The organism is Myxococcus hansupus, assembly GCF_000280925.3.
Classification (GTDB): Bacteria; Myxococcota; Myxococcia; order Myxococcales; family Myxococcaceae; genus Myxococcus; species Myxococcus hansupus.
The window spans coordinates 2,288,743-2,314,711 of sequence record NZ_CP012109.1; the positions used below are offsets into that span (position 1 = coordinate 2,288,743).

At 68.3% G+C, this 25,969-nt stretch carries 18 protein-coding genes and 1 tRNA gene; 9 read left to right on the forward strand and 10 right to left on the reverse strand.

Annotation, left to right across the window (positions count from 1 at the left end):
• Window positions 1-50: 50 nt before the first annotated feature.
• A complete protein-coding gene (locus A176_RS09430) occupies window positions 51-446 on the reverse strand; it encodes a hypothetical protein (protein ID WP_002637567.1) in 396 nt (131 codons plus the stop codon).
• 555 nt (window positions 447-1,001) lie between these two features.
• Here A176_RS09430 and A176_RS09435 point away from each other — a divergent pair.
• Window positions 1,002-1,364, forward strand: a complete 363-nt coding sequence (locus A176_RS09435) for a hypothetical protein (RefSeq protein ID WP_021781466.1) — start codon at window positions 1,002-1,004, stop codon at window positions 1,362-1,364.
• Between the two features lie 96 nt (window positions 1,365-1,460).
• On the opposite strand, the gene A176_RS09440 is transcribed toward A176_RS09435, so the two are convergent.
• Window positions 1,461-1,754, reverse strand: coding sequence for a hypothetical protein (locus A176_RS09440; RefSeq protein WP_002637568.1), 294 nt, complete (start codon window positions 1,752-1,754; stop codon window positions 1,461-1,463).
• 170 nt (window positions 1,755-1,924) lie between these two features.
• Here A176_RS09440 and A176_RS09445 point away from each other — a divergent pair, with 170 nt between their 5' ends.
• Entirely contained in the window at window positions 1,925-2,908 is a 984-nt protein-coding gene (locus tag A176_RS09445) for a DUF2314 domain-containing protein (RefSeq protein WP_082282710.1), read from the forward strand.
• Window positions 2,909-2,947: 39 nt separating this feature from the next.
• Complete coding sequence (locus A176_RS09450) at window positions 2,948-7,957, forward strand: hypothetical protein (protein WP_002637570.1); 5,010 nt, start codon at window positions 2,948-2,950, stop codon at window positions 7,955-7,957.
• A 24-nt stretch (window positions 7,958-7,981) separates the two neighbouring features.
• On the opposite strand, the gene A176_RS09455 is transcribed toward A176_RS09450, so the two are convergent.
• Window positions 7,982-8,449, reverse strand: a complete 468-nt coding sequence (locus A176_RS09455; protein WP_002637571.1) for a hypothetical protein — start codon at window positions 8,447-8,449, stop codon at window positions 7,982-7,984.
• Between the two features lie 452 nt (window positions 8,450-8,901).
• Between A176_RS09455 and A176_RS09460 the strand changes: the two genes are divergently transcribed.
• A complete protein-coding gene (locus A176_RS09460; RefSeq protein WP_021781465.1) occupies window positions 8,902-9,870 on the forward strand; it encodes an EGF domain-containing protein in 969 nt (322 codons plus the stop codon).
• Between the two features lie 106 nt (window positions 9,871-9,976).
• On the opposite strand, the gene A176_RS09465 is transcribed toward A176_RS09460, so the two are convergent.
• Window positions 9,977-10,858 (reverse strand): aldo/keto reductase, encoded by an 882-nt coding sequence (locus A176_RS09465; protein ID WP_002637573.1) that lies wholly within the window; start codon window positions 10,856-10,858, stop codon window positions 9,977-9,979.
• 193 nt (window positions 10,859-11,051) lie between these two features.
• Window positions 11,052-12,746, reverse strand: coding sequence for a trypsin-like serine peptidase (locus A176_RS09470; RefSeq protein ID WP_049872261.1), 1,695 nt, complete (start codon window positions 12,744-12,746; stop codon window positions 11,052-11,054).
• A 1,261-nt stretch (window positions 12,747-14,007) separates the two neighbouring features.
• Between A176_RS09470 and A176_RS09480 the strand changes: the two genes are divergently transcribed.
• The 4 genes from A176_RS09480 to A176_RS09495 all read left to right on the forward strand — a co-directional run bounded on the left by A176_RS09480 (window position 14,008) and on the right by A176_RS09495 (window position 19,724).
• Complete coding sequence (locus A176_RS09480) at window positions 14,008-14,733, forward strand: hypothetical protein (RefSeq protein WP_002637576.1); 726 nt, start codon at window positions 14,008-14,010, stop codon at window positions 14,731-14,733.
• A 273-nt stretch (window positions 14,734-15,006) separates the two neighbouring features.
• Complete coding sequence (locus tag A176_RS09485; protein ID WP_002637577.1) at window positions 15,007-16,992, forward strand: YcaO-like family protein; 1,986 nt, start codon at window positions 15,007-15,009, stop codon at window positions 16,990-16,992.
• A gap of 13 nt (window positions 16,993-17,005) precedes the next feature.
• A complete protein-coding gene (locus tag A176_RS09490) occupies window positions 17,006-18,385 on the forward strand; it encodes a flavin monoamine oxidase family protein (RefSeq protein ID WP_002637578.1) in 1,380 nt (459 codons plus the stop codon).
• A 181-nt stretch (window positions 18,386-18,566) separates the two neighbouring features.
• On the forward strand, window positions 18,567-19,724 hold the full coding sequence (locus A176_RS09495; protein ID WP_002637579.1) for a 50S ribosomal protein L11 methyltransferase: 1,158 nt from the start codon (window positions 18,567-18,569) through the stop codon (window positions 19,722-19,724).
• A 30-nt stretch (window positions 19,725-19,754) separates the two neighbouring features.
• Here the strand turns inward: A176_RS09495 and A176_RS09500 are convergent, their stop codons facing one another.
• The 3 genes from A176_RS09500 to A176_RS09510 form a co-directional block, all read right to left on the reverse strand.
• A complete protein-coding gene (locus A176_RS09500) occupies window positions 19,755-20,531 on the reverse strand; it encodes a DsbA family protein (protein WP_044890601.1) in 777 nt (258 codons plus the stop codon).
• A gap of 204 nt (window positions 20,532-20,735) precedes the next feature.
• Window positions 20,736-20,808, reverse strand: a tRNA-Gly gene (locus A176_RS09505).
• A 59-nt stretch (window positions 20,809-20,867) separates the two neighbouring features.
• A complete protein-coding gene (locus A176_RS09510) occupies window positions 20,868-23,111 on the reverse strand; it encodes a hypothetical protein (RefSeq protein ID WP_044890600.1) in 2,244 nt (747 codons plus the stop codon).
• 156 nt (window positions 23,112-23,267) lie between these two features.
• Between A176_RS09510 and A176_RS09515 the strand changes: the two genes are divergently transcribed.
• Entirely contained in the window at window positions 23,268-24,104 is an 837-nt protein-coding gene (locus tag A176_RS09515; RefSeq protein WP_002637582.1) for an NADase-type glycan-binding domain-containing protein, read from the forward strand.
• A 60-nt stretch (window positions 24,105-24,164) separates the two neighbouring features.
• On the opposite strand, the gene A176_RS09520 is transcribed toward A176_RS09515, so the two are convergent.
• Window positions 24,165-24,554 (reverse strand): zf-TFIIB domain-containing protein, encoded by a 390-nt coding sequence (locus A176_RS09520; RefSeq protein WP_002637583.1) that lies wholly within the window; start codon window positions 24,552-24,554, stop codon window positions 24,165-24,167.
• 145 nt (window positions 24,555-24,699) lie between these two features.
• Complete coding sequence (gene murA, locus A176_RS09525; RefSeq protein WP_002637584.1) at window positions 24,700-25,962, reverse strand: UDP-N-acetylglucosamine 1-carboxyvinyltransferase; 1,263 nt, start codon at window positions 25,960-25,962, stop codon at window positions 24,700-24,702.
• Window positions 25,963-25,969 lie beyond the last annotated feature (7 nt).

Sequence of the window (25,969 nt, forward strand, 5' to 3'; positions counted from 1 at the left end):
GGGTTCCCCGATGACGCCATCCGGATGGCGGTGCGGCTGGGTTCGACGGCTTACCAGGTGCGGACGAGGAGCTTCTGGACGCCGACCGACGTGCCATTGTTACGCACGTACAGCCGCGCACCGAGCCACGCGCAGTTGAGGTTCATGTTGTTGTGCGAACCGTTGGCGGGGACGGTGCCACTGAGGCTGTTGCCGCCGCAGTAGGCGGTGTACGGCGTTGCAACGGACGACGGGTTCTCGATGGTGAACGGGGTGGTGCCAAACAGCCACGCCGAAAAGTCCCGCGTCTGCCCCGCGTCGACGTAGGCGGACTCAGCGGCCTGCGCCACATCCCCCAGCTCCGGCTGCTGCATCGCCTGCTCTTCCTCCGGCGTGTACTCCCCACCGCAACCCACGACCGCCAGAGACAGCAGACCCACAACTCCCAACGTATTGAACTTCTTCATGACTTCCCCCTCATTGCGAGTTGTCCCCGATTTGGGGACGCGCGCTGTGTATGGGGGTTTTCACGTATTGTAAATGGTGTGTTTCTGACACCGGGTGGGGTGAGATTGATTGCGGGGGGCGGTGCATTGAGACGTCAAACATCCCGGCGTGTTGTCGACGGAGGCATCCCCACCGGCTGGTGAAACCCGTCGCCATCGATCTTGGCGACGCGAATTCGCTCACGTTGTCACGGTGCCCGCTCAGCGCCGCCTTGGGGTATGTTCGCCCCGCGCTCGGGCCGGTGTGCGTGTCCCAGGGGGATTGAATCGATGCCTGTGCGCTGGATGCCGTTAGCCCTATTGCTCAGCCAACTGTTACCTGTGCTTGCGAGCGCGGAGCCATTGCCGTCGCCAGGGTGGGGGCTGCTGCTCTCTGGCGGAGGAGGTCTTTTCGCTGGCAGGAACGAAAACACGCGTGGCGCACTTCTGAGCGCCCACCTGCTCGTGGAGACGCCCCTGGGCCTGGAGGTCGGGCTCGCGTTGCAGTGGGGACGCAGATTCAGGACAACCCTGGCCGTGGATTCGGTCACGTCCACGCAAGACGAACCCCGGGAGCGCCCGTGGGCTTCGTTCCGGGGGATTGCTGGAGAGGCTCGCTACCGTTTCTTCCGGGACCGGCGCGTCTCGCCCTGGGTGGCACTGCGCGTGGGACGCAGCACCTCTAGCAAGATCAACACGGACTCGCATCCCCCCTACCAATACACCAACTCGCACCTGGCCCTGGCCGCGGGCGGCGGCCTGGAGTTCCGAATCCATGGCCTGCTAGGCCTCACCTTGGCCGGGTATTTCCAAAGCTGTGACATCAACACCCGGCCCCATGACAACATCTGTACGGGGGCGGGGCCGACGGTGGTGCTCAGCCCGCATCTGCGCTTCTGACAAGGCCCTGGCGTCTCACGGCAGCAGGAGTCTCCATGCTCGGTGATGCCGCGGCCTCCGGCACGAGACGCGCTCGTGCCGGAGGCCCGTCCGGAGTTACATGTTCGAGGTGGGGCGTGCGCACGGGGAGCAGTTCCCGCATGAGAACGAGCCGTCCGAATGAATCACACAGTCGTAGCAGCTCCAGCATGACTGGGCCGAAACGTCCACACGAACACCGGACGGGTCCGTCATCACGCCGGACGTGCAGTCCTGCACCACCCCATCGTGATGCAGCGTCATTGCGCCATCATCCTGACGCTCGATGCGAAACTCGGTGTTCACGGCGTCCCCGCAGCCCAGCAACGTTGCGATGCACAGGGCTGCGGCGGGCAAGAGAAGTCGCTTCATGGTTTGAACTCCTGGGGTGTAGGGAAGGCATGCCACTGTGGCACAACTGGATTTGAGCCGCGAGGGCAGGTCGTTTCGATGTTTGTCCTTGCGAGGGCGTTGTCGCTCGAACAAACATCGCAGATGAGGTGCCCTGGCATTGAGCTGGCGTTCCTCCCGTAGGGAGTCGCATGTCCTTTCGATTCGTCGCCGTAGGTCTTCTCGTCTCCTTCCTGGGAGTCTTTGGCTGTGCCCACACGCCGTCATCCGCTGTCGAGACGTCGTCGCCGGCGGGCTCACCTTGGGATCGGGAGTGGGTGGTCTGGGCGGAGGAGGATGCGGTCCGCATCGCCGCGTGGCGGGGGCATCCCCGGATGGAGGGGCGCTTTCACGAGGAGGCCGCCGACGACATCCAGGCCTTCTTCCAGCATCCCGAGTCGAACGACCCCATGCACAACGAGGTGATGTGGGTGACCGTCATCGCCCACGACGCGGCGAGTGACTCCTTCCTGGGCATCCTGCTCAACGCACCTCGACACCTGAAGGACGTGCAGGAGGGAGACAACGTCGTCATCCATCTGCCGGCGGAGGCGGAGTTGCCGTTCGCCCGTGACGCGGGGAAGGGCCGGTTGGGGTGGCCTGTCGCCGCGGCGGGGTCATTCTCCGAGACACTCATCCGCGGCGTCCGGAGCTACCGTCAGGGCCGCTTCGGCCACCATCCGCCAGGCATCCAGGCGTGTATCGAGACCTTGGGGCCCGTCCTGGAGCCCGCGCCTCAGTCCGAGCCCGCGAACCTGCGCGCCTTGGGGCACTTCGTTCTCGCACGCTGCCTGGCGGAGCAATACGAGACGGTGCGCGCCATCCACCATTTCGAGCAGGTCCTGCGTCTCACGCCCGAAGATGAATACGCCCGGTTGGGCCTGCTCGCGGAGTTGTCCCTCCTGGCGCATATGCGCCAGGACGCTCTGCCGTCAGGGACCGAGCAGGAATGGGAAAGCCGTTATCTCGCGCAGGTGGCCGTGGCTCGGGAGCGTCTCCAGAACCGCCAGGCGCTGGAGCTGCTCGACGTCATCTTCAGCCAGCAGGAGATTGAAAGCGGGGATGAGCTCACGCCCGAGCAGTTGGAGAAGCGGCGTCGCGTGGGGGCCGGGGCGTTTCGCTACAAGGCGCGCTGAGTGCGCGTTCGGGGTGCGTTGGGGATATGCTGACGCATCATGATCTGCCAAGTCTGTGCGCGGCTCCGCGACGTGGCCACGGCCGCCACGTGCCCGGAGTGTGGGGCGCCGCTCGTCCCCGCCACCGAACTCCATCTCGAAGCGCTCGTGAAGGAGTCGCTGCGGCGACACATCGAAGGCTGGCAGGCCCGCGCGCTCATTGATGTCGATACGGCGACGCGGCTCACCCTGTCCCTCGCTCCGGAGTCGAACGACGGCGGCGGCGTAGCGCCCGAGGAGCCGGCGTCCACGCTGGATTCCGCCGACGCAGTGGTGATCTCCACCGTGGATTCGGCCACCCGCGCGGAGGCCTGGGCTGATGGGCTCTCGACCTCCCTTCGCGAAGGGAGTGGCTGGCGCCTGTGGGGCTGGGGCGCGGCGCTCGCGCGCTCGTTGGACGAAGCCGCGAAGGCGGAGCGGGCGCAGAAGGCGCGCGGACGCCGAGGCCCACGGGAAGGGGATTCAGAGGCGGGCGAGGATGACCTGGGCGCGGCGCTGGGCTCCGGCGAGGCGTTCTTCGCCAGGGATGTCTCGGGTCCGCTCAGCGGAGGGCTCGAGGCCGTCGTGGCGCTCGACGCACGGCCGGAGAGCACGCCCCGGTTCCAGGAGTTCATCTGGTGGTTTCTGGGCGCGGTGTTGGTGCTGGGCGGCTCGCTGATGGGCGTGCGCGAGGCCTGGAATGCGCTCGGCGGCGTTCCTCGGCAGTTGCTCGTCACGGGCGCGTTGTGGGGCTACCACGCGGGGTTCGTCGGGCTCGGCGTGTTCTTGTCCCGCCGCTCGATGCCGGTGGGGCGCGTCCTTTCGGGCATCGGCCTCGCGTTGCTTCCCGTGGCCTTCATCGCGATGTCGTCGCTGTTCGAGCTGTCATCGGGGCTCGGTGTCGCGGTGGCGCTCGGTGTCGCCGCGCTGGGCATGGTGCCGCTGAGGTCGGCGGGAAGGCTGCTGCATGGCACCTCCGCCACGGCGCTGGCGGTGGCGCTCCTGCCTTCCCTGTTCGCCGGGCTTCCGTTGATGTCGCTCGACGACGCGCCGTGGTCGCGCGCGCTCTGCGCCGGCGTGGGCGTGGTGGCCCTGGCGGCCACGGCATGGCGCGCGCGCAAGACGACGTCGGGGAGCACTGCGCTCGTGAGCGCGAGCGCCGCGCTCTATGGCGCGCTGTGGCTCGCTGTCTTCTGCGTGGCGAGCGCGCCGTCGGGCTTCGACGCGCTGGAGCCGGGCAGCCCGCTGTTCGCGGGCCTCACGTTGTGGGCCCAGGCCCTGGCGGTTGTCATCGCCGTGTCCGCGACCACCGATTCCATGCGCGAGGCACATCCTCGCGCGAGCCCGGTGCTCGAAGTGGTGGCCTACGCGGTGCTGGCCAGCGGCGCGCTCGCGGGGGCGCTCGGCGCGTTCTCCGTCGCGGCGGGAGATGACTTCCAGGTCGACTTCGCTTCGGCGCTCGCGCCAGGCGTCGCGGCGGGAGTCTTCTTCCTGTTGGAGCCGCGCCGGCGGGCCTTGGTCCACCTCGTGGCGTTGACGGCGCTCCTCGGCGGCGCCCTGGTCGCACGCACGCAGGCTCCCGCGGACCCGGGGTGGTGGGTGTTGGGCGGCACGGTGGCGGCGTCGGGGTTGATGCTCCTGGCGCGGTGGAGTGCCTCGCCGGGGCTGCGCATCCGGTTGCTCGCATGGAGCATCGTCGGGTCGCTGGCGTCGCTGCCCCTGGTGAGCCATTTCGGCCTCGCTGACGCTCCCTGGGCCAGGGTGCTGACGGGGCTGGTCATCGCGGGGGGCGCGCACCTCGCGGGGGGCTGGCGCTGGCGAGGTCTTCACTACCTGGGCGGCGTGGGCCTGCTCTTCGGTGTGCTCGCCTTCGCCACGGGGACCCCTGGGTTGGAGGGGCGCTGGGCGCCGCTGGCCGTCTTCGCGCTGATGAGCGGGCTCTATGGCGCCGTGGGGCTCGTGCAGGCGGCCTGGGCTCAGCCCGCGTCACGGCGGGACGGGCTGCTCCCCCTGGACGACCTGTCGCTCTGTCTGGCGGCGGCGGGCGTCATCATGGTCGTGGACGCCGCCCCCGTGGCTCCGGGGTTCCTCGTGTCGGCAGGGGGCCTTCCTGGAGGCGTGCTCGCCGCGCTTCCCACGGCCGTGGTCACCACGTGGCTGTTGCTGCGGGTCCGGCGCGATGGGAGCCGGCTCGTCGCGTTCCTGGCGGCCTCGGGGATGGCGCTCACCGTGTCCCAGGTGATGGGCACGGTGTCGGACTTCTCGTCCCCGCGAGCGGCCCTGGTCGCGGCGTCACTGTCGCTGGGCTTCGCTGTCTTCTCGGCGTTGCGTGGCCGTACGCCCCCGCCGGCGGATGCCACGGGCACTCCAGCCCCCAGGCCTGAGGGCCGGAAGATGGTCGACCTCTTCCGGTTGCCGCTGGGAGCGCAGGGGATGCCGCTCTTCACGGACGGCTTCGCCACGGCGGCGTTGGTGCAACTCCTCATCGCGGCCTTCACGCTCACGGGCTGGCTGTCCCGGCCCACGGATGCCGAGCGCGCCACCGGGCTGCTCGCGTGTGGGTTGTTGCTCCTGACCGTGCTCGTGGCCTTTGTCTCCCGCGGCTTCGTGGCTTGCCGGTTGCGAGGCTCGGTGGTGACGCTCGCTTTGCTGGGAGGGCTCATCGCGCTCACGGCCCTGGTGAACCGCGCGGGCCGTCCGTCGCCACCGGATGTCGTCGCCCTGCGGCTCCCGCTCGTCGGCATCGCGCTCTGGGGGCTCGCGTTGGCGACACGGCGCTTCGGCCCATGGGTCGCAAAGCAGTTGGAGCGACCGCGTCACGGCAAGGTCTACCACTGGGTTCCCCACGTCGGCGTGGCCGTGCTGGTCTGCGTGCTTCTGAAAGGCGCGGTCCTGGTCGGGTTGCCCACGCCTTCCCGGGCGCTGGGCATCATTCCGCCGCTGATGTTGTTGGGCCCCGCGGTGTTGATGGGGCTGCTCGCGGTGTCCGCCCGGTCGGTGCGCCTCGCGAGCATGGGGCTTTACCTCGGGCATGCGGGCGCGGCGCTCTGGGCCGCGAGGCAGTCCCTGCTCGGGCCTCGGCTCGTGTCGCTGCGGCCTTTGGAAGGCGAGTGGGTGCGCACGGGCGCCGAGTCCTTGCACTGGCTCCAGGATGGCGCCTGGCTGGCGCCCGGAGACTCCGTGTTCCTGCTGTGGCAGCGGGCCTTCGCGGGGATCTCCGCCGCCGGGCTCGTCTATGCCGCCGCGTCGCTTCGAGGGCTGCCCGAACGTTTCCAGCAGCTCTTGCGACACCATGCTGGCATCAGCGTGGGCCTCGTCTTCCTCGCGGCGCTCTTTCAACCCGGGCTCACCGCGGCGGGCCTCGTCCTCGCGACAGGGCTGGTGCTGTTCGTCGGCGGAGCGAAGGCGCAGGGGCGTCTCGTCCTGGGCGCGAGCATCCTCTTGCTCGTCCATGCCTTGGCGCACCGTGTGGGCATCTTCGAGATGTGGCCCGGGCCGGTGTTCGCGCTGGTGGGGCTCGCGGTGGTGAGCCTGGGGCCGTGGCTCGTCCGGCGCAGGGGACTTTCGGAGAGCGCGGCTCGCGTTCGCATCCATCAGGCCACGGCCATCTATGCGCTGGCCGCGACGGTGTACGCGCTGGCGACGAACGGCACGTCGTCGTCGACGCTCGCCGCGCTCAACCTCCTGGCGGAGGCGGGCATGAGCCTGGGGGGCACCTGGATGGTCTCCCCCGCGTTGCCGGTGACGATGGCGCTCATCGCCGCATCGCTGTTCGTGGCGGCGTTCCAGTGGAAGGGCACGCTCGCTTCGCTCGTCGCGACGCTGGGCGCTTGGATGCTGGGCGCCACGTTCGTCGCCTCGCTCATGGCCTTCCTGTCGATTCAGGCGAGCCTGACCGGGCCTTGGTTGCGCTATGGCCCGCTCTTCCGTGCTCACGGCGCGGCCCTGGCCCTGGCCGCGGCGGTGGGCGTGGTGGTCCTCCATGTCGCGCAGGCGTGGGCACGCAGGCGCCGGGCAGACGTCGCGGGCGGCCTGTCCTGGGGGCGCGACACGGGGATGGTGGTCAGCGGGGTGATGCTGGCGGTCCTGGCCATGGGGGGCTTCGCCTCGGAAGAGGCCCTGCCGCGGGCCATTGCCTCCATGGGAATCCTGGTGCTGGTGGCGCTGCACTGCGCCTGGAGTCAGCACACCGGGCGGCACGTCTACTTCGTGCAGCTCTCGGTCGTGGGCGCCTATGTCCTGGTGCGCAATCTGTATGCACCGGGCCTGCGCGCCGAGCACGACGCACTGTTCGCGTTGGCGCTGGGGTTCATCTTGGTGGGCGTGACGGTGCTGGCGAGACGGGCGGGCGTACAGCCCGTGGAGGCGGCCACGCGGCGTTTCGCCGCGCTGCTGCCCCTGGGCGTGGCGTTGATGTTGCCGGGCGAGGCGACGCGAGAAGCGGCGCTGCTCGCGGGGGGCTCGGGGCTGCTGTACGCGACGCTGGGCGCGGTGGAGCGCAGCCGGTTGTTTGGCGCGTTCGCGGCGGCGGCGTGCAACTTCGCGCTGCTCATCGCCGCGCTGGCGTTTGGCCTGGAGGGCCTGGAAATCTATCTGGCGCCCCTGGGCCTCTTGTTGCTGATGCTCGGTCAGCTTTTCTCGGGGAGCCTGCCGCAGGCCGCGCGCAACACCGTGCGGATTCTCGGCGGCCTGCTGTTGTACGTGCCGGCGGCCGCGAAGATGGCGGTCCAGGTGGGCCAGTCGCCCGACGGCATGTACGCGCTCGTCTTCGGAGGGGTGTGCCTGCTGGGCGTGGTGGCGGGAATGGTGTTCCAGATTCGCGCATACCTCGCCTTGGGCACGCTGTTTCTCACCCTGGACGTCGCGGCCACGCTGCTCGACGCCGGGTTGAAAGACCACCGCGTCGGCTTCCTCGTGATGACACTCACAGGGCTCACCCTCATTGGGGGACGTGTCCTCACGACGTTGAAACGCCAGGAGTGGGAGCTGCTCGTGCGGCGCGTCCGCGTCCAGCTTCGCGGTTGGGATTGAGCGTCCGCTCCCGCGAATCCAGAGTCAGTCCGCGCCCAGGTAGGCCAGCATGACGCTCTTGTCACCTGTCGCCAGCACATAGGGGGCGTCTGGTGAAATGACGCCAGGGCGTGACGCGACGCCGTGCACCGCGTCCTGGGCATGGGTGAGCTGCATGCCGGCTCCGCCTCCTCCGATGACGAGCGGCGCGCCCATCTTGAGGTCCAGCACCACCACCGCGCGTCGCGTGAGCCGGGGCTCCGCCATGTTGACGACGACGAAGTCTCCCGCGAACCGGCGCTGGTCGCATCGGAAGACCCACAGGTTGCGTTTGCGCCCGAGAAGCTCCTTCACGAAGGGTTTCTCGTCGCTCTTCAGCGCGTAGCGTTCGGAGAGCAGGGCGGCGACGGCGGAGGAGTAGCCCGCCTCCTTCGCGAGCAGCAGCGCCCACGGATTCGCATGCCGCAGCAGCGGCAGCGAGACGGGCAGGACGATGGGGGGCTCGCGAGGCATGTGTGGGTGTGCTCGACGCGCGAAGCGCGCGTGTCGGACGAAGATTCGACCACGTCATTGTTCCCATTTCACGCCTCTTCACTCCCGAGAATCGAGAGCGCGGGGGCGTGCTGGGACGTGGGTCGCAGCCTTGATGGCCAGGGTGGGTGTCTCCTGGCGTTCGTCGCGGCGATATCCGGCGAGATACATGTCCAATGGCATACGCGGCCCGGTATCGCGATGCGTGTGTTTAAAGCCTGAGCGGGTCGGCGTGCGTTATGGATGTGTGGCGGCGCTTCGTTGTGAATGTCTCCCTGCCAGGCCGCCATCCCCGATTCCCAGTGGAATGGAGCAACACAATGAATGGCAGTCAAATGGCCCCCATGTGGCGATGCCTGAGCGCGACGCTGGCGCTCGGAATGTTGAGTGCGTGTGGCCCTGAGTTGGAGCAGGGGCAGGAGCACGAACCGTTCGTGACCGATGAGACGCTGGCGGAGGGGGAGGCGTCATCGGAAACGGTGACCGCGATGCAGGCGGGGGACCGTTACGCCAACGCCGTCGTCCAGAGCGGTGTCATCGCCGTCATCAACCCGAACGCCGCCGTGGGTCCGCCGGATGGCAACGTCGCGACGTTCCTCGGGCTTTTGGGCGGCTCGCTGGTGCTGGACATGGGGCGGGGCGAAGAGGGCACGGGGCCCCTGCGCATCTACTACCGGGGGCTCTCGCTCGCGGTGATTGCCCAGGTGGAGTTCCTGCGCTCGGACATGAGCATCATCAGCACGGCGCAGGCGAACCTGCTGGACCTGGGCCTGGGGACGCACTCCACGCTGGTGCCCTTCAGCAGCGCCACGCCGTACCGCTATGTGAGGTTGGGCGGCGGTCTCGCCTCGCTGTTCGGTCTGGACGCCATCGAGGACACGGGCGGCGGTGTCGGCTCCGTCTGTGGTGATGGCCGGGTGTCCGCCGGGGAGCAGTGTGATGATGGCAACCGGATGTCCGGTGATGGCTGTAGCAGCGCCTGCCAACTGGAGCCGGGTTTCAACTGTCAGGGCACGCAGCCCTCCGTTTGCAACGACGTCAATGAATGCACCAATGGCACCGCGCAGTGCTCGGTGAATGCCTTCTGTGTGAACACGCCGGGCAGCTACACCTGCGTGTGCCGGCTTGGCTACTGGGGCAATGGCTGGACGTGCAATGACATCGACGAGTGCGCGAACGGAACGCACACGTGCCAGCCGAATCAGCAGTGCGTGAATACGCCGGGTGGTTTCGAATGCGTGGGTGGCGCGTGTACGCCTCCCCGGCAGCAGTGTGGTTCGCAGTGCACGGACGTGACGGCTGACAGGTTCAACTGCGGTGCCTGTGGCGTGGTCTGCCCCTCGAGCAAGCGGTGCTCGGTGGGGGTCTGCGTGCCCGGGGTTGGCGAGGAGCCAACGCTGTAGCGCGCCACGACGCGGGGGCGTGACGGCGATGGCGACCTCGAGTTGATGCGGTGAGTTGAAGGACCCCTGGCCCTCGCGGAGCCGCAGGTCTCCGCGGGGGCTGGACTCAAATCATCCCGTCCCAGCCGGTGTCGTTCCGACGAAATGCGTCGCGAATGGCTTCCACGAAGTCCGAAGGCAGCGGTCCTTCCTCCCATGCCCGGAGGTTGCGCCGCAGGTTCTCCAGTCGCCGGGTGCCCACGATGCAGGTGGAGACGCCAGGGACATGCGCGGCGAAGCGCAGGGCCACGTCGCTCCAGTCCATCCCCCTCGTGTCGAGCGACAGGGCCCGCATCCGGTTCCAGTACTCACCGAGGTCATGTGCCTCGGGGCGTTCCGCGAAGCGCCAGGGCGCGTTTCCCAGAGGCCGCTTCGCGATGACGCCCATGCCCCGTCCCTGGGCCCACGCGACACCCCGGTCGATGGCGCGCTGGTCGAAGAGGTTGACGGAGGTCTGGACCGCGGCGAACGCCCCGGTGCCGATGGCGTACTCCAGCGAGGCGTTGTCGCCGGAGTAGGCGGCGGCGCGGACCTTTCCCGCCTCCACCGCGCGGACCAGTGCCTCCACCAGGCCGGGCCGCTGAAGCACCTCGAGCGGGCACGAGTGGAAATGCACCACGTCGAGCACGTCGGTGTGAAGGCGGCTGAGGGCCTGGTCGACGCCGCGGGTGATGCATTCGGGCGTCCAGTCCTCCACGCCCGGTACGCCGTAGCCGCATTTGGTGGAGAGGACGTATTCGGAGCGGCGTCCCCGCAGGTGCCGGCCGATGCGCTCTTCCGACGCCCCGTAGCCGGGCGCGGTGTCGATGAGGTTGATGCCCGCGTCCAGGACACCGTGCAACAACGCGGCGGCCTCCGACTCCGAGAGCTCCGAACCCCCCACGTGCCCGGCACCAAAGCCCAGCGCGGACACCTGCAGGCCCGTCTTTCCCAAGGGACGACGCTCCATGGACCCTCCTCGCCTGGCCGGCGGGCCACGCGTCAGTTGGAGGCCAGAGCATGACACACGGCCCGCGGTGCGAAGGGGAGGGGCTCTACCCGGGCTCGAGACGTGAGCGGCGGGGAGCGCGGAAGCACACGGGGCTGCGAAACGGCGGGCGCGGGTGCCAGAAGGTCACCCGCGCCCAGACTTCACATCCGAACTACTGGATGGTCCACACCACGTTGCCGACGCACCGGCCGCTGCCGTAGCAGCCTCCGCGCAGTTGCACGGTGGTGGCCGCGGTGGCGGTGTACGTCACGCGGGAACCTCCGCCGATGCCGCACGCGTCGTCGTTCTCCGCGACTTCATCGGCGCCGACGTAGAGCCGCAGGTAGGTGTCACCCACGACGCTCGCGCCCGGCACGCCGCACGTGGCGACGGTGAGGACCTGGCCCGCGGTGAGGGCGAACTCGTGGGCGACGTAGTTGCGCATCGCGCTGTTGGTGGTGCGCGCGCGGTAGGTGAACGTGCCCGTCTCCGGATCCGGCTCGGGCTCGGGGTCCGGGTCATTGCCACCGGTGATGGTCCAGGCGACGGAGCCCGAGCAGGTGCCAGAGGAGAAGCAGCCCGCCGCGATGATGTAGTCGCCGGTGACGGCGGCGGTGAACATGATGCTGGAGCCACGGCCACCGCAGGCGTCGTCGTTGGCGGCCACTTCCGAGCCGTAGGCGTTGCGCAGGCGCAGGTACGTGTCACCCGTGAAGTTCGCGCCCGGCAGACCGCAGGTGGCGATGGTCAGCGTCTGACCCTGCTCCAGCGCGATGGTGTAGTTGGTGGTGTTCGTCTGGGCGCTGTTGGTGGCGGTGGCGTTGTAGGTGAACGGGTTGCTCGGCGGGGCCGGGGGCGGCGGCGGCGGCGGGGGCGGCTCGGACCGACCGCACAGGCGCATGCTGCCGGCGATGGCGCAGTAGCCTTCCACGGCGGGGCGCACGTAGGTGATGTCCTCACCGCGGCAACCCGTGTCCGTGCACTGGTTCACGACGTTGCAGCTACCGCGCGCGACGTAGTCCGTCGCGCCACGCACCAGGATACCGGCGACCGTGAAGGTGTCGTTCTCGTAGACACCCGAGCCCGAGTTGCCGCCGAAGGTGTCCGTGTTGGCGACGAAGAAGTCCAGCGTGCTGGCGCGGGCGTCACGCACCCAGCCACCGTCGTCGATCTTGAACGGGACGCCGCTGCCGGAGCCGATGACGGTCACGCCGGTGTTCAGCGGAAGGGCCTCGTTGCCCGGACGGATGGGCGCGGGCTCGAAGCGCGGCGCGGCGGGACGGTCCAGCCGGACGATGGCCCAGTCCAGGTTGCGGCCGTTCACGACACCTTCCTGGCGCGCGACGATGGCCTGGCAGGAGTAGATGTCGTCCGTCGTCACCGTCTGCAGCCCGGTCTCCGACGTGCGGTAGAAGTTGAAGACGAAGCGCGTGCCCGCGCAGGCCGCCGCGGTCCTGAGGCAGTGGCCGGCGGTGAGCACCAGGTCGTCATCAATGAGCGTACCCGAGCACCAGGCCGGCGTGGGGTCCTGGAGGAAGCGCTGGTCCGAGCAGAGATTGAAGTAGGACTGCAGCGTGGGCGCGTTGAAGATGACGTTGCTCGGGTCGGACGCGTCGATGTCCACCGCATCCATCAGCGCCACCGTCGACCGCTCCGCCCGCTCGCGCATCGCCGGGATCGCCGTGTACGCGTAGACATCCGTGCGGTGGTCTTCGCCGTAGATGACGTCCTGTCCGGTCGTCCCCACATCCGGAGACTTCTCGTCCGCGGACTCCATTTCGGGAGCCGGGGCACAGGCCGCGACCGACACGGAAAACAACAGTGCGCCGAACACGTTTCGGCGGAAGGGACTACGGGGGATACGCATAGGCGACCACTCCTGAGGATGCAGTGCCAGCCGGGACAGGCGGGCGAAGCCGGATTAGGGCTGCCCCGACAGTATTTCGAGTAAGCCGGTGGAAACAAGAACAGCGAGACATAAATACTCCAATGCCCCTGTTGGAGTTTGTCCCCCAACGGGAGCCGGCAGGGTTGTGCCGAGCCCGCCGTGTCTCGGGCCGAGCGCTGCCCATGTCGATGACCGGTCCGGGCACTGTCAGCGTCCACGCGCGAGCAGCCGCTTCACCTTCAAGGCGGGGTCGCTCATGACGCCACGGCTCTTAGCCGTCGAGAGAGCGCCGTCGGCTGTGGGCGCCTCCTCGGTCCGGGCATCGCGGTTGGGGCCGGCGCCTCGGGCGGAGGTGGGGAGCCCTACGAATGGCCTCCTCGCTCGAACACGGACTCCACGAGACACTTCTTGGTCCTTCGCTTCTCGACTCGCTCGATGTTTCGAGGCGGGAGGGCTGGTTTCTCGACGTGTGGAAATGCGACGCGCCGATACGGCTCGAACTGCTCGCCCTTCATGTCTACGTGCTGGCACGCCGCGCCTTGGCCTCCTCGCTGCGAACGAGGTGCAGGTTCGTCTGGCCAATGGACTGTGTTGCGCGAGGCGCGCCGGGTCGAAAATGCCCTTGAGACGCAAAATGCAACGCTTCGGCGGCACATCTCCCTGGCGGAGAGTCGCCTGCTGGTGAACGGGCACCGCGACTACCAGGAGGTGCCCGCGCTCGCGCGGGAGACTGAGCGCGCTGCCCACATCGACCTCCCATGCGCCTTTGTCCGCTTCGCGGGGCCGCGCCAGGTGTGGACTGAAGCGTACGCGTGAGCCCGTTGGACAACGCCTGCATTCTCGAACGGATGGGACGACGTTCGAGCCGTGGCGTGAGTCGGACCGCACGGTGTGCGGCTGTTCACGGCGCTACCCAGGAGCGGAGCGGCTCTGGGGTGTTGCACTGAAGCGTTTCGTCGCGCTCGAACGGAAGCCACATCAGTGGTGGATGATCGATGCGTCGGATTCGAAGTGTCAGCCTGGGCACCGGAGGATTCTGGGGCCGCCTTCGGCCACTGGTGTCTGCTCGCTCAGGGGCCTGAACACCTCCTGCTTGTCACGCACCAGAAGTCCTTCCGCCGCATCGCTGTCGCAGGAGGTCCTTCGTCGAAGCGGGGCAGGCCCGCGTCACGATGGACGTGCATGGGGAGGGCCGGGGTACGCTGATTCCGACCCGGCGTGGAAGAAGAGAACCCATTCAATGAGACTGCTCGACTGGACAGACCCGGACGATGACACACGCGGCTACTGGGCGACTTTCTTTCCCAGGAGCGTGAAGAAGGAAGTGATGGCTGACGCCGAAGCCAGGATCATCTCGGGCGATGATGCGGATCGCATTCTCTGCGAGATGCCCATTGCCGCACTGGACCAGGCCGCCAGGGACACGGGATACAAGCGCCTCGACGAGGCTCTGAACGACCGCAAGTTCACGGCCATGTTGCCGCTGTTCGTCGGAGACGCGGAGGCCGTGCTTCGCTTTCGCAAGCGCTGCGTCCCGAGGTGGATGCAGCTCGTCCACCGTGAGGCGAAAGGCGCGTCTTGGGACGTGTCGCGAATGCATGCGCGGCGTGCGATGAAAACGCCGCTGGGCACCTCGTCCGTCGACGACATCCGCCTTCCGAAAACGTCCCTTCATTTTCGCGTCCAGCCCGAGTCGGCGCTGGCGTCTCCCGACAAGGAACAGCACGCCCCCGTCACCGATGTCCTCGTCGTCGAGGAGCCCGCGCCACGGAGACTCTGGCGCATCGCGGTCGAGTCTGGCTCGGCCGTCGGCAACACCAGCGCCCTCATCACGTCACTGGACCTGCCGAGCGGTGCGACGTTGGACACGGTGCTTGAACAGCACGCTGCTCAGGTCGCCACGGGCGAGGACTGGCGAAGCCTGTTGGCCTGGGTTGTCAGCATGCTCTTGCTGTCGCGCACCTGATGGAGATTCCTCGCCAGCCAGGCGAAAAAGCTGAAACGTGAGACGATGCGTCATCGCGCCTGTTGTTGACTTGAAGTGTGGCCTGTGAAGACAATTCGGACTCACTCAGGGAGGCCGAACATGAAGAAGCCTGCTCGTACGAAGCGCGCAAAGACTCTCAAGGTCACGGTTCGCGTTCTGAAGGGGGCTGCGCTCAAGTCGTTCGAAACCAACAGGTGCAGCTCCTCCAACATCTCCCACCTCTCGAAATAACAGCAGCAGTCCGAGCACGACATGGGACTTCAGTCAGGTGTCGTGCTCCTCGAAATGGGCAAGGGCGTCTCCATCCTTCAGACCCGCAAGGCGCTGATGGAGATTCGGGGCCTGCCCTTTGCCCGTCTCGTTTCCCTCCTCGAAAGCATTGGCCGTGGAGGGAAGGCCGCACTCGTTCGTGCGCTGGTGAAGGCGGGGGTCGACCCTGACAGCGCCGCTGAGCTCGGAGCACGGTTCGAAGAGGAAGAGGCATTGGGGCGTGGCGGTCCACGTTTGTGGGACGCACAAGCCCTCCGCAAAACATGCGGCATCACGGGCGGGCTTCGACTGGGCCCCCTGCGCACGGTCGACATTGCCGAGAAGGGCGAATCGCTCATCCAACTGAGCGCCACCCGATGGCGCCGCGCTGGCCGTGTCGGATGCCTCTCCTGTGGCCTGCTGTGGGAGGTCCAGAGCGCGGATTCGCCCGCGGAGGCTGCCGCGGTCGCGAATGCGCTCCCACGCCGCGCGGTGATTGCCCTGGGCGCCGCCGATGTGAAGGCCCTCCGGGCCGTCATGAAGCATCCCTGCTTCGATACGGAGGGTTGGGCCGAGGGCACGTATGGGCAGGCCCTCGCTCGCCGCACGCGGCCGAGGCCGTCGGCGGGATGCGAGTGCTCCTCGTCCTTGCGCGCGGTGAAACACATCGGGAGGCTGGAAGGCTCACGGATGGCAGGTGCCGCGCTGGGCCGCGTGGGCGTCGCGACAAAAGAGTCCACCGTGCGTGGCAAGCGGGGAGCGCCTTCCATCGTGACCTTGGTCTGGGGCGCGGCCACGCTGCGTGCTCGAAGGCGAGGACGTCCCGTGGTGTCAGGCCATCACCAAGCCCAGGTGGGGGTCGGTAGCTCCCTGGAGGAGCGGCGATTGACGGCTCGCGCGGAGGCCATCGAGCGCGCCTCGTCCCTTCTTCGTGTGCCTGATGTCCTCGCGACGCCTGCGCGTGCCCTCGAGCGCCCCTTCCTGCCCCTGCGTCAGTGGGACCTCTACACGCCGGCGCAGTACGCGAGCCCCGGGTTTCCCTACGCGCCTGTGACGCAGGACACGCCGTTGGATTGGGTCATGGCCACGGACGCGAAGACGGGTGAGCAATTGCTCGTTCCGGCCGCCTTCACGACGTCTGAACAGCTCGTGGAGCCGCGCTTCTTGTGCGCTTCGTCGAATGGCGTCGCGACGCATACGAGCCATGAAGCCGCGCTGCGGTCCGCGCTCTTGGAGGTGGTCGAGCGAGACGCACTTCAGCTCGCCTGGTACCGCGGTGAAGGCGCGAGGCGCATCGACCCGGCCACGCTCGATGTCGACGCCGCGGAGTCGCGCCATTTCGAGGAGGCGGGCTGGGGGCTCCACTTCGCGTACCTGCCCGGCCGTGCGGGCCTCCACGTCGTCGCGCTCATCGCGGTGGCGACAGGGGAGGGCATGTTTCCCCAGGGCGGGACGTTGCTCACGGCGGCGGCGGCGGGTGACCCTGCGGTGGCCGTGAAACGCGCGCTCCGCGAAATGCGGATGGTGACGGAGGCGCTGACGCTTCAACGCGAGCTGTCGATTGATTTCGAGGCGCTCCGGCGGCCCCCGGTCCTGGAGAGCACCTGGCTCAGTGATTCGCTTCTCGACATCACGTTGCTCTACTTGAATCCGGCGATGCGCAGCGCTGTCGACCTGCTCCTGCAGGGACCTCCCGTGGCACTTCCCCGTGTTCGTGTCTCCGACACGGCGGAGGACCTCGTTTCGAGGTTTCACCAGAGTGGGCTCCGGACCCTGGTCATTGAGCTCACGCTGGATGCTGCCGCGCCGTTCCGGACCTGCCAGGCACTGGTGCTTGGAACGCAGCCCATGGCGTTCTGTCCGGGCTTGTTGCGCCTCGGGAGCGGATTGCTGCCGCGTCGCCTCCCGCCGAAGAATCCCCAGCTCCCCACATCACCTCTCAAGCTCCGGCGAGGGCAGTTGAACCCCTACGTGCTTCCGTTGGCGTGACGTGACGGTTCGAATGCGCGAACGCACCATCATCCTGGGCGCCGGCCTCGCGGGGCTGGCGGCGGCATACGAGCTGGTCCTCGCGGGACAGGATGTCATCGTTCTCGAGGCGCGCTCTCGCGTCGGTGGCCGTGTTTTGACTCTGCGAGAGCCGTTCTCCGATGGGATGTATGCAGAGGCCGGTGGAAAGTATGTCCTCAGCGGGCACTCGGCGCTTCTGGAGCATGCGAAGACCTTCGGCCTGGAGCTCGACTCGCTGCCAGTCCCTCACATGTCGGCCCTGCGGCCCTTTCACCTTCAGGGAAGGCGCATCCTGGCTCCCTTCGGTGATGACTCGGGCTTGCCGTACATTCTGCGGGCGGATGAACGACAGCTCGGCCTGGCGGGCCTCTACCGGCGATACCTGTTCCCCCTGCTGGAGGCCGTGGGCGATCCGCTCCACCCCTCCTGGCCTGGGCCCGATGCGAGCGAACTCGATGGCCTGACGCTGCGTGAAGCACTCGCGGAGCGTGGAGCCTCTTCGGGCGCCATCGATGTCTTGAGTCTGGGGCGGTTCGACCTCGTGGGCGACGGCATCGACGCGAGTTCGGCGCTCGGGGTTCTTCGTCGGGAGTTGCTGACCGTCGGTAGAGGGGGCGTGAGCGCCTACACCTTGAGGGGAGGGAGTGAGCGGCTTCCCTTGGCTCTGGCGGGAGCGCTGGGTGACAGGGTTCGGTTCGGGTGGGCCGCGATGCGCATCGAGCAGACCCCGGGGACTGTCAGCGTGTGTTGCCGTGGCGACTCGGGTGAGCACAGGACGTTCACCGCGGAGCGGCTGGTGTGTGCCATTCCGTTCTCGGTCCTGCGAGGCATTGAAGGGGGCTCCACCTTCTCGGCGGAGAAGCTGCGGGCGATTCGTGAACTCGAGCACACGTCCGTCGTGCGCACTTTCATCCAGTGTCGGCGCCGGCTCTGGTCGGAGTGGGGGTGGACGGAGGATTGGCTGACGGACCTCCCCATGATGCACGTCATGGATGCGGCACCGACGCAGCCGCAGGCCGCTGGCATCCTCGAAGCGTACATGGCGGGCCCGAGGGCCCGCGCCGCGAGTCTTCTCTCCGATGAGGCGCGCATCGCCATGGTGACGGACGGAATGAGCCAGGTCGCTTCGGGGCTCTCCTCCGAAGTGCTTCGTGGCGCCTCGTACGCGTGGGACCTGGACCCGTGGGCCCGGGGCGCCTTCGCGTGGTTCCGGCCGAGGCAACTCACGCAGTGGGGAAGGGCGCTCGCCATCCGAGAGGGCCGCATTCACTTCGCGGGAGACCAAACCTCTCCCATGCCCGGATGGATGGAGGGAGCGCTCCGGTCCGGTCGGCGCGCCGCCCTCGAAATTCTCTCCGGAGCACTTGCGTAAGTTCGCTCCGGGGACCCTTCATCGCATTACCGGGGAATGCTGCACGGGAGCGTCCTGTAGACCACGGGAGAGGCGGCACCTCACTCAGCTCCTCAGCCGCCCCCGAGGGCTGAATGGGGCCATGCCGTTCCACGTCATCGCTACGAGCGACGCGCGCGCGTAGACATGCTACCCCTGGGCCATGTCCCGCGATCCCCGACCCGACGTCCCGCCCCAGGGGCCGCTCCCCTCCGAAGCTTCGTCCGAGACGCCGTCGGATGCCGCCTTCACCTGGCACTCCGAGAGCGCGGTCCCCGCGCCTGCCCGCTTGTCCCCTGTGAATGACCGGCTCAGCGCGGACACGGCGCTCAAGCGGGTGAAGCGAGGCGAGTTCCTGCTTTACTCTGGAGACTTTCACAACGCGAAGCAGCTCATCGGCGCGCTGAGCCGACGGCTGCCGCAGCCGGCGAAGGCGCGCTCGCCGCTGGAGGCCTTCCGTGCGGAGCGCCGGGCACGGCAGCTCGAACACGAGACGCTGTCGCGCATCGTGGTGTCCCTTGACCGCGATTACAGGCTCGGGCTCGCACGGGCCCCGGACACGTCCCTGACGTGTCTGCAGGTCTGGGGCGCGCCAACGATGGACACCACCGTGGTCCCGCTCAAGCAGCTCCTCGGCATGCTCGGTGCGGCGGAGTGGCGGCGCAAGGGGCTCGCCGTTCCTGGCCTCACGGGTCTGCTTCACCCTCACTACGGCGTCTACCTTCCGACGCGCACGGATTATGTGGAGCTGCTGCTGTCGCTCACGGAGGTGAAGGGCAAGCGGGTGTTCGACATCGGCACGGGGACCGGCGTGCTCTCGTTCCTCCTCCTCCAGCGCGGCGCGGCCTCCGTGCAGGCGACCGACTGTGATTCGCGCGCCGTGGCCTGTTCCCGAGAGAACGCGGTGCAGCTCGGACTTGGAAAGCGCTTCCAGGTGGCCGAGGCCGACTTGTTTCCGAAGGGCACGGCGGACATCGTGGTGTGCAATCCCCCTTGGATTCCCGAACCGCCCAAGAACCGGGTGGACCGCGCGGTGTTCGATGAGGACAGCGAGTTCCTGAAGCGCTTTCTCGAAGGGCTCTCTGCTTCGCTCGCGCCCGGAGGCGTGGGACTGCTGCTCCTGTCGGACCTCGCGGTGCTGCTGGGGCTGCGTCCACAGGGGTGGCTCGAAGCGCAGTTCGAGCGTTGCGGCCTCGCGGTGCAGTGGGCGCGGTCGACTCCGGCGCGGCACTCGAAGGCGAAGGACAAGTCGGACCCGCTGCACATGGCGCGCTCTCGCGAGAGCACCACGCTCTACTGTTTGAAGCCGGTGAGTCCGTAGGCTGTCGGCGCTGCTGGGCCTCGACGGGGGCTACCGCCGAGGCTCTTGAGCGGCCCTGTCGAGCGCAGCGATCATCTGAGGCCCGGTCGCGTAGCCACTGGCGAGGACCTTCGTTCCCGCGTCGCTGCGATACAACACTGTTGGGAACGCGCTGACGCCCAGTCCTCGGGCTTCTCTGAACTCCTGGGCCGTCGCTGCCTTGGCGTCCGCGTGCTCGAATCGGGGAAGGAACGATTCGAAGGCAACGCCGACGTCAGCACAGATGCTTTCGTAGAAGGAGGGGGCGGTCGGGTCCTCGCCCTGCGCATAGAACTTCTGCTGAACGGCGGCGAATGCGTCGTAGCGCCGTGTCGAGGGCGCGCGCGTCTCATGCAACATGGCTCGGAGCACGACGAACGCGCGGCACGCGGGCTCGGTGTCGTAGTTGAACGACGCGCGCTCCAGCAGCCGGTAGGTGAAGGGTTGCCCGGTGCGGGCGGCAATCTCTTCCCAGTGGTGACGCAGAAAGGCCTTGAAACCCGCGTTCCACGCGTCACCGCCTCCGGGACGAAGCCCGCCCACCCAGATGTGGAACGGGATGCCCAAACGGTGCGCGTGGGCTTCCAACTGCCGAAGGCCCGGCGATATCCCCCAGCACCAGGAACACATCGGGTCACCCACGTAGATCAGCGTGGGGCCGGGCTTTTCCGCAGGTTGCTGCCTGGGCGGCTCCTCTGGTGCATCCGAGACGGTGCAAACCCCGGTTTCGGTATCGCAGGAGGGGAGGTCGTTATTGCCTGGGGCCGTTCCATGGGGGGCGTTGTTCAAGGTGCTCCGCAGGTAACCCAGGTCCGGGCTGAGGGGGCAGGATTCGAACGCCCGACCCCGAGCTTGGGAAGCTCGGCCACGACCCGTTCAGGCGTTAGAAGCAACCGTGTCCGATTGGGAGGGGGCTCCGATACTGGCTTCGTGGCCTAGGCCCGAAAAGACGAAGGCCGGCGGTCCTCTTGGGACCACCGGCCTTTATCTGTGAGCGGCGGAAGGGATTCGAACCCTCGACCCCGAGCTTGGGAAGCTCGTGCTCTACCAACTGAGCTACCACCGCAGGCGAAGCAGGGCGCAAAGTACGGGTCGCCCTGCGGCTTGTCAACGGGAAGTGAGGCGCTACTCCGTCTCCTCGACGGTGAGCTGGTACGAGTCCTGGAAGTTGGACTCGCGGTTGCGCGCGTCCCGGACCTCGAAGAAGTAGACGCCCGGCTCGGCGCTGTAGCGGATGCTCTCCGGCTGGTCGCCCTTGGCCCGGTCAGCCGTCTGCACGAGCGACAGCTTCCCGTCCGGTTGCATGCGGTGCAGGTACAGGCCCACGTCGACCTTCAGGATGCCCAGCAACGTGGCTCGGATGGGCGTGCGCACGGGCCGGTCCGACAGGTCCAGCCGGAAGAAGTCGGTGTCCTTCACCGGATACACCGTGCCGCGCACCGGCTGCCCCAGCGTCAGGTCCTGCGCCCGTTCCGCGGTGTTGTTGGGCTCGCGCTCCTCGGTGCCGTTGTCCGGGACGGTGGTGATGGTGATTCGGTAGGGCTGCTCGGCGTTCTCGAAGTCCTTCACCCACTTGCCGTCCACCTTGCGCGACGCCCCCTCCACCCGGAAGTAGCAGGTGCCATTGCAGGCGACGTTGTTGAGGCGCTCGGGCTCCTTGATGGCGCCGTCATTGGCGCGCAGCAGCACCGTCTCCTTGCCCGACTCGCCCTCCGGCGGCTCCACCATGGAGAGCACCAGGTCCAGCCGGTCCACACCCGTCAGCTCCACCTTCGCGAGCACCGGCTCGGAGGTCTTCAGGACGAAGTGGTCCACGTCGCCCTTGGGGGCCAGGAAGCCTTGGCGGTAGCCACCGGCCGTAATCGGAGTGGCCTTGTGGAGCTCGTCGTTGGGCTCCAGCTCGGCGCTGGCGCCTGCCTCCTCCTGCGACACGGTCAGCGTGTAGGGCATGGTGGCGTTGAAGGTGCGGCGCGCGTTCTTCCCGGTGCCTACCCAGCTCGTCTTCACCACCACGTAGACGACCCGGTCGGTGGCGCGCACGCCGATGTTGCGCAGCGACAGCGTCTCGCCTTCCTTGCCCCGCAGGGAGAACAGCGGGGCTTCCGCGGCGGACAGCACCGAGAGCTCCGGGCTCACGCCGTCCACGCCGGTGAGCTCGATTTTCAGGGCCACGGAAGGCGGCTCCGGCGGTACCGCGGGCACGCCAGCGTCCAGCGCACGCGCGATGGCCGCGCCCACCGCCGCGCTGCCCACGGCCGGCGGCTCGCTGCCGCCGAAGGTTCCTTCGAGGGTAGGGGAGGGGGCGTCCTGCTCGCGCCCGAAGGTGTCCGTGTCCTCCTGGCCTCGCTGCGCCGCGAGGCCCTGGCCGTCCTGGCCCTCGCGTCCGGGGGCGGTGTCGCTTTGGCCCTGCTGCGTGCCGAAGCCGCCCGCGCCGGTGTTGCCCTCGCCGTCCTGGTCGGCGAATCCCTCCGCCTCGTTGGTGCCCTGACCTTGCTGCGCCGTGAGCCCGTCTGCACCGCTGTTGCCCGAGCCCTGCTGAGCGCCGAAGCCACCGGCGCCGTTGCCACCCTGGCCCTGCTGCGCCCCGAAGCCACCGGCGCCGTTGCCACCTTGGCCCTGCTGTGCCCCGAAGCCACCAGCGCCATTGCCACCCTGGCCCTGCTGACCGCCCTGGCCCTGCGGCTGGCCAGTCCCGTCCTGGCCGGAGCCTTCCTCGGGAGCTCCCTGGACGCCAGACGGCATGGTGCCATCCCCGCCGGCCGGCTGCGACGGGTCGGGCAGTTCGATGCGGTACCAGTCCTCGTCACCCGCGTGACCCAGGAACGCGGTCACCGTCTGGCCGAGCGGCAGATTCACCGCGTCCACGGCCCGGTCATTGGGCTCGCGCTCCTCGCCGTCCTCGGGCACGCGCATGCGGACCTCGAGCGTGTACGCCCCGCCCACGCCCTTGCGCGCGGGCACCACGCGGAGGAAGCGCTCCCCGTCGACGTAGAGGTTCGGGAAGCGCTCCGGCTTGCCCTCGCCCTCGCTGTTGACGCCCACCAGCCGGTTGCGGTCGCGGTCGTACACCTCGAAGGTGATGTCGCCCCCGGGCAGGCCGGACACGGAGACCTCGACGATCCGCGGAGAGGAGGGCGCCAGCCGGTACCAGTCCTCATCCGCCTTGTTCGGCTGCGCCGTCAGCTCCGCCGACACCGTGCTGTTCCGGGTGATGTCGAGCGCCTGGTCGGGCCTGTCGTTGGGCTCCTTCTCCGTGAGGGCGGACGGGCCCGTCTCCACCGGCCCCGCGTCCGGAACTTCCGGCGCCTTGTCTTCCTTGCAGGCGGCCATCATCAGCCCCAGCACACAGACCCACCCCCAACGTCGCATCACGGTCTCCTCCAGAACAGGCCACATCCTTCCCGTAGGCCATGGCGTGTCAAGCACCCCAACACCCTCGCGGGTGCTTTCATCCGGGCGGCCCCGACCTCTCGGTGAATTCATGGACTGGAGCCCCGTGCGCGAGGCGATCAAAGATGGGGGCGCATGCGACGCCTGCTCCTCGCCCCCCTCCTGCTCGTCACCGCGGCCCACGCCGCTCCCAACGTCCCCCCCGGCTACGTCCAGACCGACGACTGGCTGGAGCGCAACAGCCAGCCGGAGCGCTACGGGCCCCTGAACGTGCTCGACGGCCGCGACACCACCGTCTGGTGCGTCAACGGCGAGGCCCCGGCCTTCACCTTCGGCTTCAAGGAAATCGTCACCATCGACGAGGTGCGCGTCTACACGGGGGACGGGTCGGACCGGGCTGCGTTCAAGGCCCGTGCCCGCGCGCGCAAACTGACTGTCACCGGCGTGAAGGAGGCCCGCAGCGTCAGCGTGGAGGACAAACGCGGGCTCCAGGCGGTCCCGCTCAAGCCTGCGCTGCGAGGGGCCCGCTTCACCCTGGAGGTGTCGGACCGCTTCCGGGGCGCGAATGACGACGCGCCCGTGTGCGTCACCGACATCGTCTTCTACTCAGGGGGCAAGGCGCTCAACGGGACGTGGCTGGCGCCGAAGCTGAAGTACAACGCCCGGCTCGCGCCGCTGCTGGGCACCTGGTTCGGAGGCCTGAAGGGCGCTCCGCACCGGTTCCTGTCGTTCTACCTGGATGGGACGTACAGCTTCACCGAGGAGCCACTGGAGGGGGAGGTGTCCTCCACCGTCAGCGGCGCCTACACGCTGTCCGGGGACAAGCTGTCCCTGGAGGTGCCTTCGGTCGGCCGGGTGACCGCGCGCTTCCCGAAGGGAGACGCGGAGGGAACGCGCGCGCCCGACGCGGCGCTCGAGTTCGACGGCCCCGTCACCGAGGCCTGGGGACGCGAGTTCCGCAGTCAGCGCTGAGGTGACGGGCTGGCCGCCGCCCGCCTGCCTTCTCGGGCCGCGGCGGTCCGCCTCAGCGCCTCAGAGCGCGGCCATCTTCCGCTTCGCGCCGAAGTGGCGGAAGAACACGATGATTTCCTCGACGGCCACCTTTACGTCGGTGGCGTCCTGGAACTCCGATTCCAGGAAGATGCCGCCGCAGGACTCGCAGGTGTCGTAGTGGAGGGGGTGCTGGCGGTCGCCGCCGTCGACGCGGACGAGGTCGACCTGGCACTCGGGGCACTGACCGGTCAGCGCCTCCGCATCCACCTTACCGCCCTGGCTCTCCAGCCCGGGGAGGTTGTTGTGGAGCAGGACCCGGTTGAGGTCCGCGACGTCAATCCACAGCCCGCCGCAATCTCCACACTTTCGCAACGTCTGATCATCCCCCTCGAGATCCGACATCTCGACGTTGCAGCTGGGGCAATCCATGGGCCGGTTCCATTCTCCTGTTAGGGGGGAGTGGTGTTCTCCCCAGTCGATTGGAGAATGATAGGTCGCGCGAAAATTCGGATGCAACCCGCCTCGCGCCTTCTGTTGGCAACGCGCCGTCTCGTCGCCCCCTGGCCCCTCGGGCCTACGCCTTTTCGCGGCGGATGTCCGCGCCCAGGCCGCGCAGCTTGCTCTCCAGGCGCTCGTAGCCCCGGTCCAGGTGGTAGACGCGGCTGACGTCGGTGCGGCCCTCCGCTCGGAGCCCCGCGAGGATGAGCGAGGCGCTCGCCCTCAGGTCCGTGGCCATGACGGGCGCGCCGCTCAGGCCCTTCACGCCCTTCACCACCGCGGTGTGCCCCTGGATGGAGATGTCCGCGCCGAGCCGGTCCAGCTCCGGCACGTGCATGAAGCGGTTCTCGAAGATGTTTTCGCTGATGACGGACGTTCCCTGACTGACAGACATGAGCGCCATCAACTGGGCCTGCATGTCGGTGGGGAAGCCCGGGTACTCCGTGGTGGTGATGTTCACCGCCTCGAGCCGCTGGGGGGCCTGGCAGCGCAGCCCGCCGGCCTCGGCGGTAATCGTGCACCCGGTTTCGCGCAGCTTCTCCACCACCGCGTCCAGGTGCTCGGGCACCACGCGTTTGACGAGCACGTTGCCGCCGGAGATGGCCGCCGCCACCAGCAGGGTGCCCGCCTCGATGCGGTCGGGGAGGATGGCGTGCTCCACCGGCTTGAGCCCGTCCACGCCCTCAATCGTGATGATGGAGGTGCCCGCGCCCTCGATGCGCGCGCCCATCTTGTTGAGCACCTTGGCCAGCTCCTCGACCTCGGGCTCGCGGGCGCAGTTCTCCATCACCGTGCGGCCCTTGGCCAGCACCGCCGCCATCATCACGTTCTCCGTGCCGGTGACGGTGATGACGTCGAAGTTGACCGTGCCGCCCTTGAGCTGCTTCGCGGTGGCTTCCACGTAGCCTTCGGTGAGGTGGATTTCCGCGCCCAGCGCCTTCAGGCCCTTGAGGTGCTGGTCAATGGGGCGCGCGCCAATGGCGCAGCCGCCCGGCATGGACACGCGCGCCCGTCCGAAGCGGGCCACCAGCGGCCCCAGGACCACCACGCTGGCGCGCATCGTCTTCACCAGGTCGTACGGCGCCTCCGGGGTGATGTGGCCGTTGACGCCGATGCGGCAGACGTCCGTGGTGTCGCCGTCGCGCTCGGTGTCACAGCCCATGGTGCGCAGCACCTTGAGCATGGTGGCGACGTCCGCCAGGTCCGGCACGTTGCGGTAGGTGGAGGTGCCGTCCGCCAGCAGCGCCGAGGCGAGAATGGGCAGCGCCGCGTTCTTCGCGCCCGAGACCTGCACCTCGCCGTGCAGCGCCTGGCCGCCCTTGATGACAATCTTGTCCATGGTCCCC

Bases quoted from the DNA above. Each gene is read 5' to 3' on its own strand.
- A176_RS09430 (WP_002637567.1), bottom strand. From the start codon at position 446: ATGAAGAAGTTCAATACGTTGGGAGTTGTGGGTCTGCTGTCTCTGGCG.
- A176_RS09440 (WP_002637568.1), bottom strand. From the start codon at position 1,754: ATGAAGCGACTTCTCTTGCCCGCCGCAGCCCTGTGCATCGCAACGTTG.
- A176_RS09445 (WP_082282710.1), top strand. From the start codon at position 1,925: ATGTCCTTTCGATTCGTCGCCGTAGGTCTTCTCGTCTCCTTCCTGGGA.
- A176_RS09450 (WP_002637570.1), top strand. From the start codon at position 2,948: ATGATCTGCCAAGTCTGTGCGCGGCTCCGCGACGTGGCCACGGCCGCC.
- A176_RS09455 (WP_002637571.1), bottom strand. From the start codon at position 8,449: ATGCCTCGCGAGCCCCCCATCGTCCTGCCCGTCTCGCTGCCGCTGCTG.
- A176_RS09465 (WP_002637573.1), bottom strand. From the start codon at position 10,858: ATGGAGCGTCGTCCCTTGGGAAAGACGGGCCTGCAGGTGTCCGCGCTG.
- A176_RS09470 (WP_049872261.1), bottom strand. From the start codon at position 12,746: ATGCGTATCCCCCGTAGTCCCTTCCGCCGAAACGTGTTCGGCGCACTG.
- A176_RS09480 (WP_002637576.1), top strand. From the start codon at position 14,008: ATGAGACTGCTCGACTGGACAGACCCGGACGATGACACACGCGGCTAC.
- A176_RS09485 (WP_002637577.1), top strand. From the start codon at position 15,007: ATGGGACTTCAGTCAGGTGTCGTGCTCCTCGAAATGGGCAAGGGCGTC.
- A176_RS09490 (WP_002637578.1), top strand. From the start codon at position 17,006: ATGCGCGAACGCACCATCATCCTGGGCGCCGGCCTCGCGGGGCTGGCG.
- A176_RS09495 (WP_002637579.1), top strand. From the start codon at position 18,567: ATGTCCCGCGATCCCCGACCCGACGTCCCGCCCCAGGGGCCGCTCCCC.
- A176_RS09510 (WP_044890600.1), bottom strand. From the start codon at position 23,111: ATGCGACGTTGGGGGTGGGTCTGTGTGCTGGGGCTGATGATGGCCGCC.
- A176_RS09515 (WP_002637582.1), top strand. From the start codon at position 23,268: ATGCGACGCCTGCTCCTCGCCCCCCTCCTGCTCGTCACCGCGGCCCAC.
- A176_RS09520 (WP_002637583.1), bottom strand. From the start codon at position 24,554: ATGGATTGCCCCAGCTGCAACGTCGAGATGTCGGATCTCGAGGGGGAT.
- murA (WP_002637584.1), bottom strand. From the start codon at position 25,962: ATGGACAAGATTGTCATCAAGGGCGGCCAGGCGCTGCACGGCGAGGTG.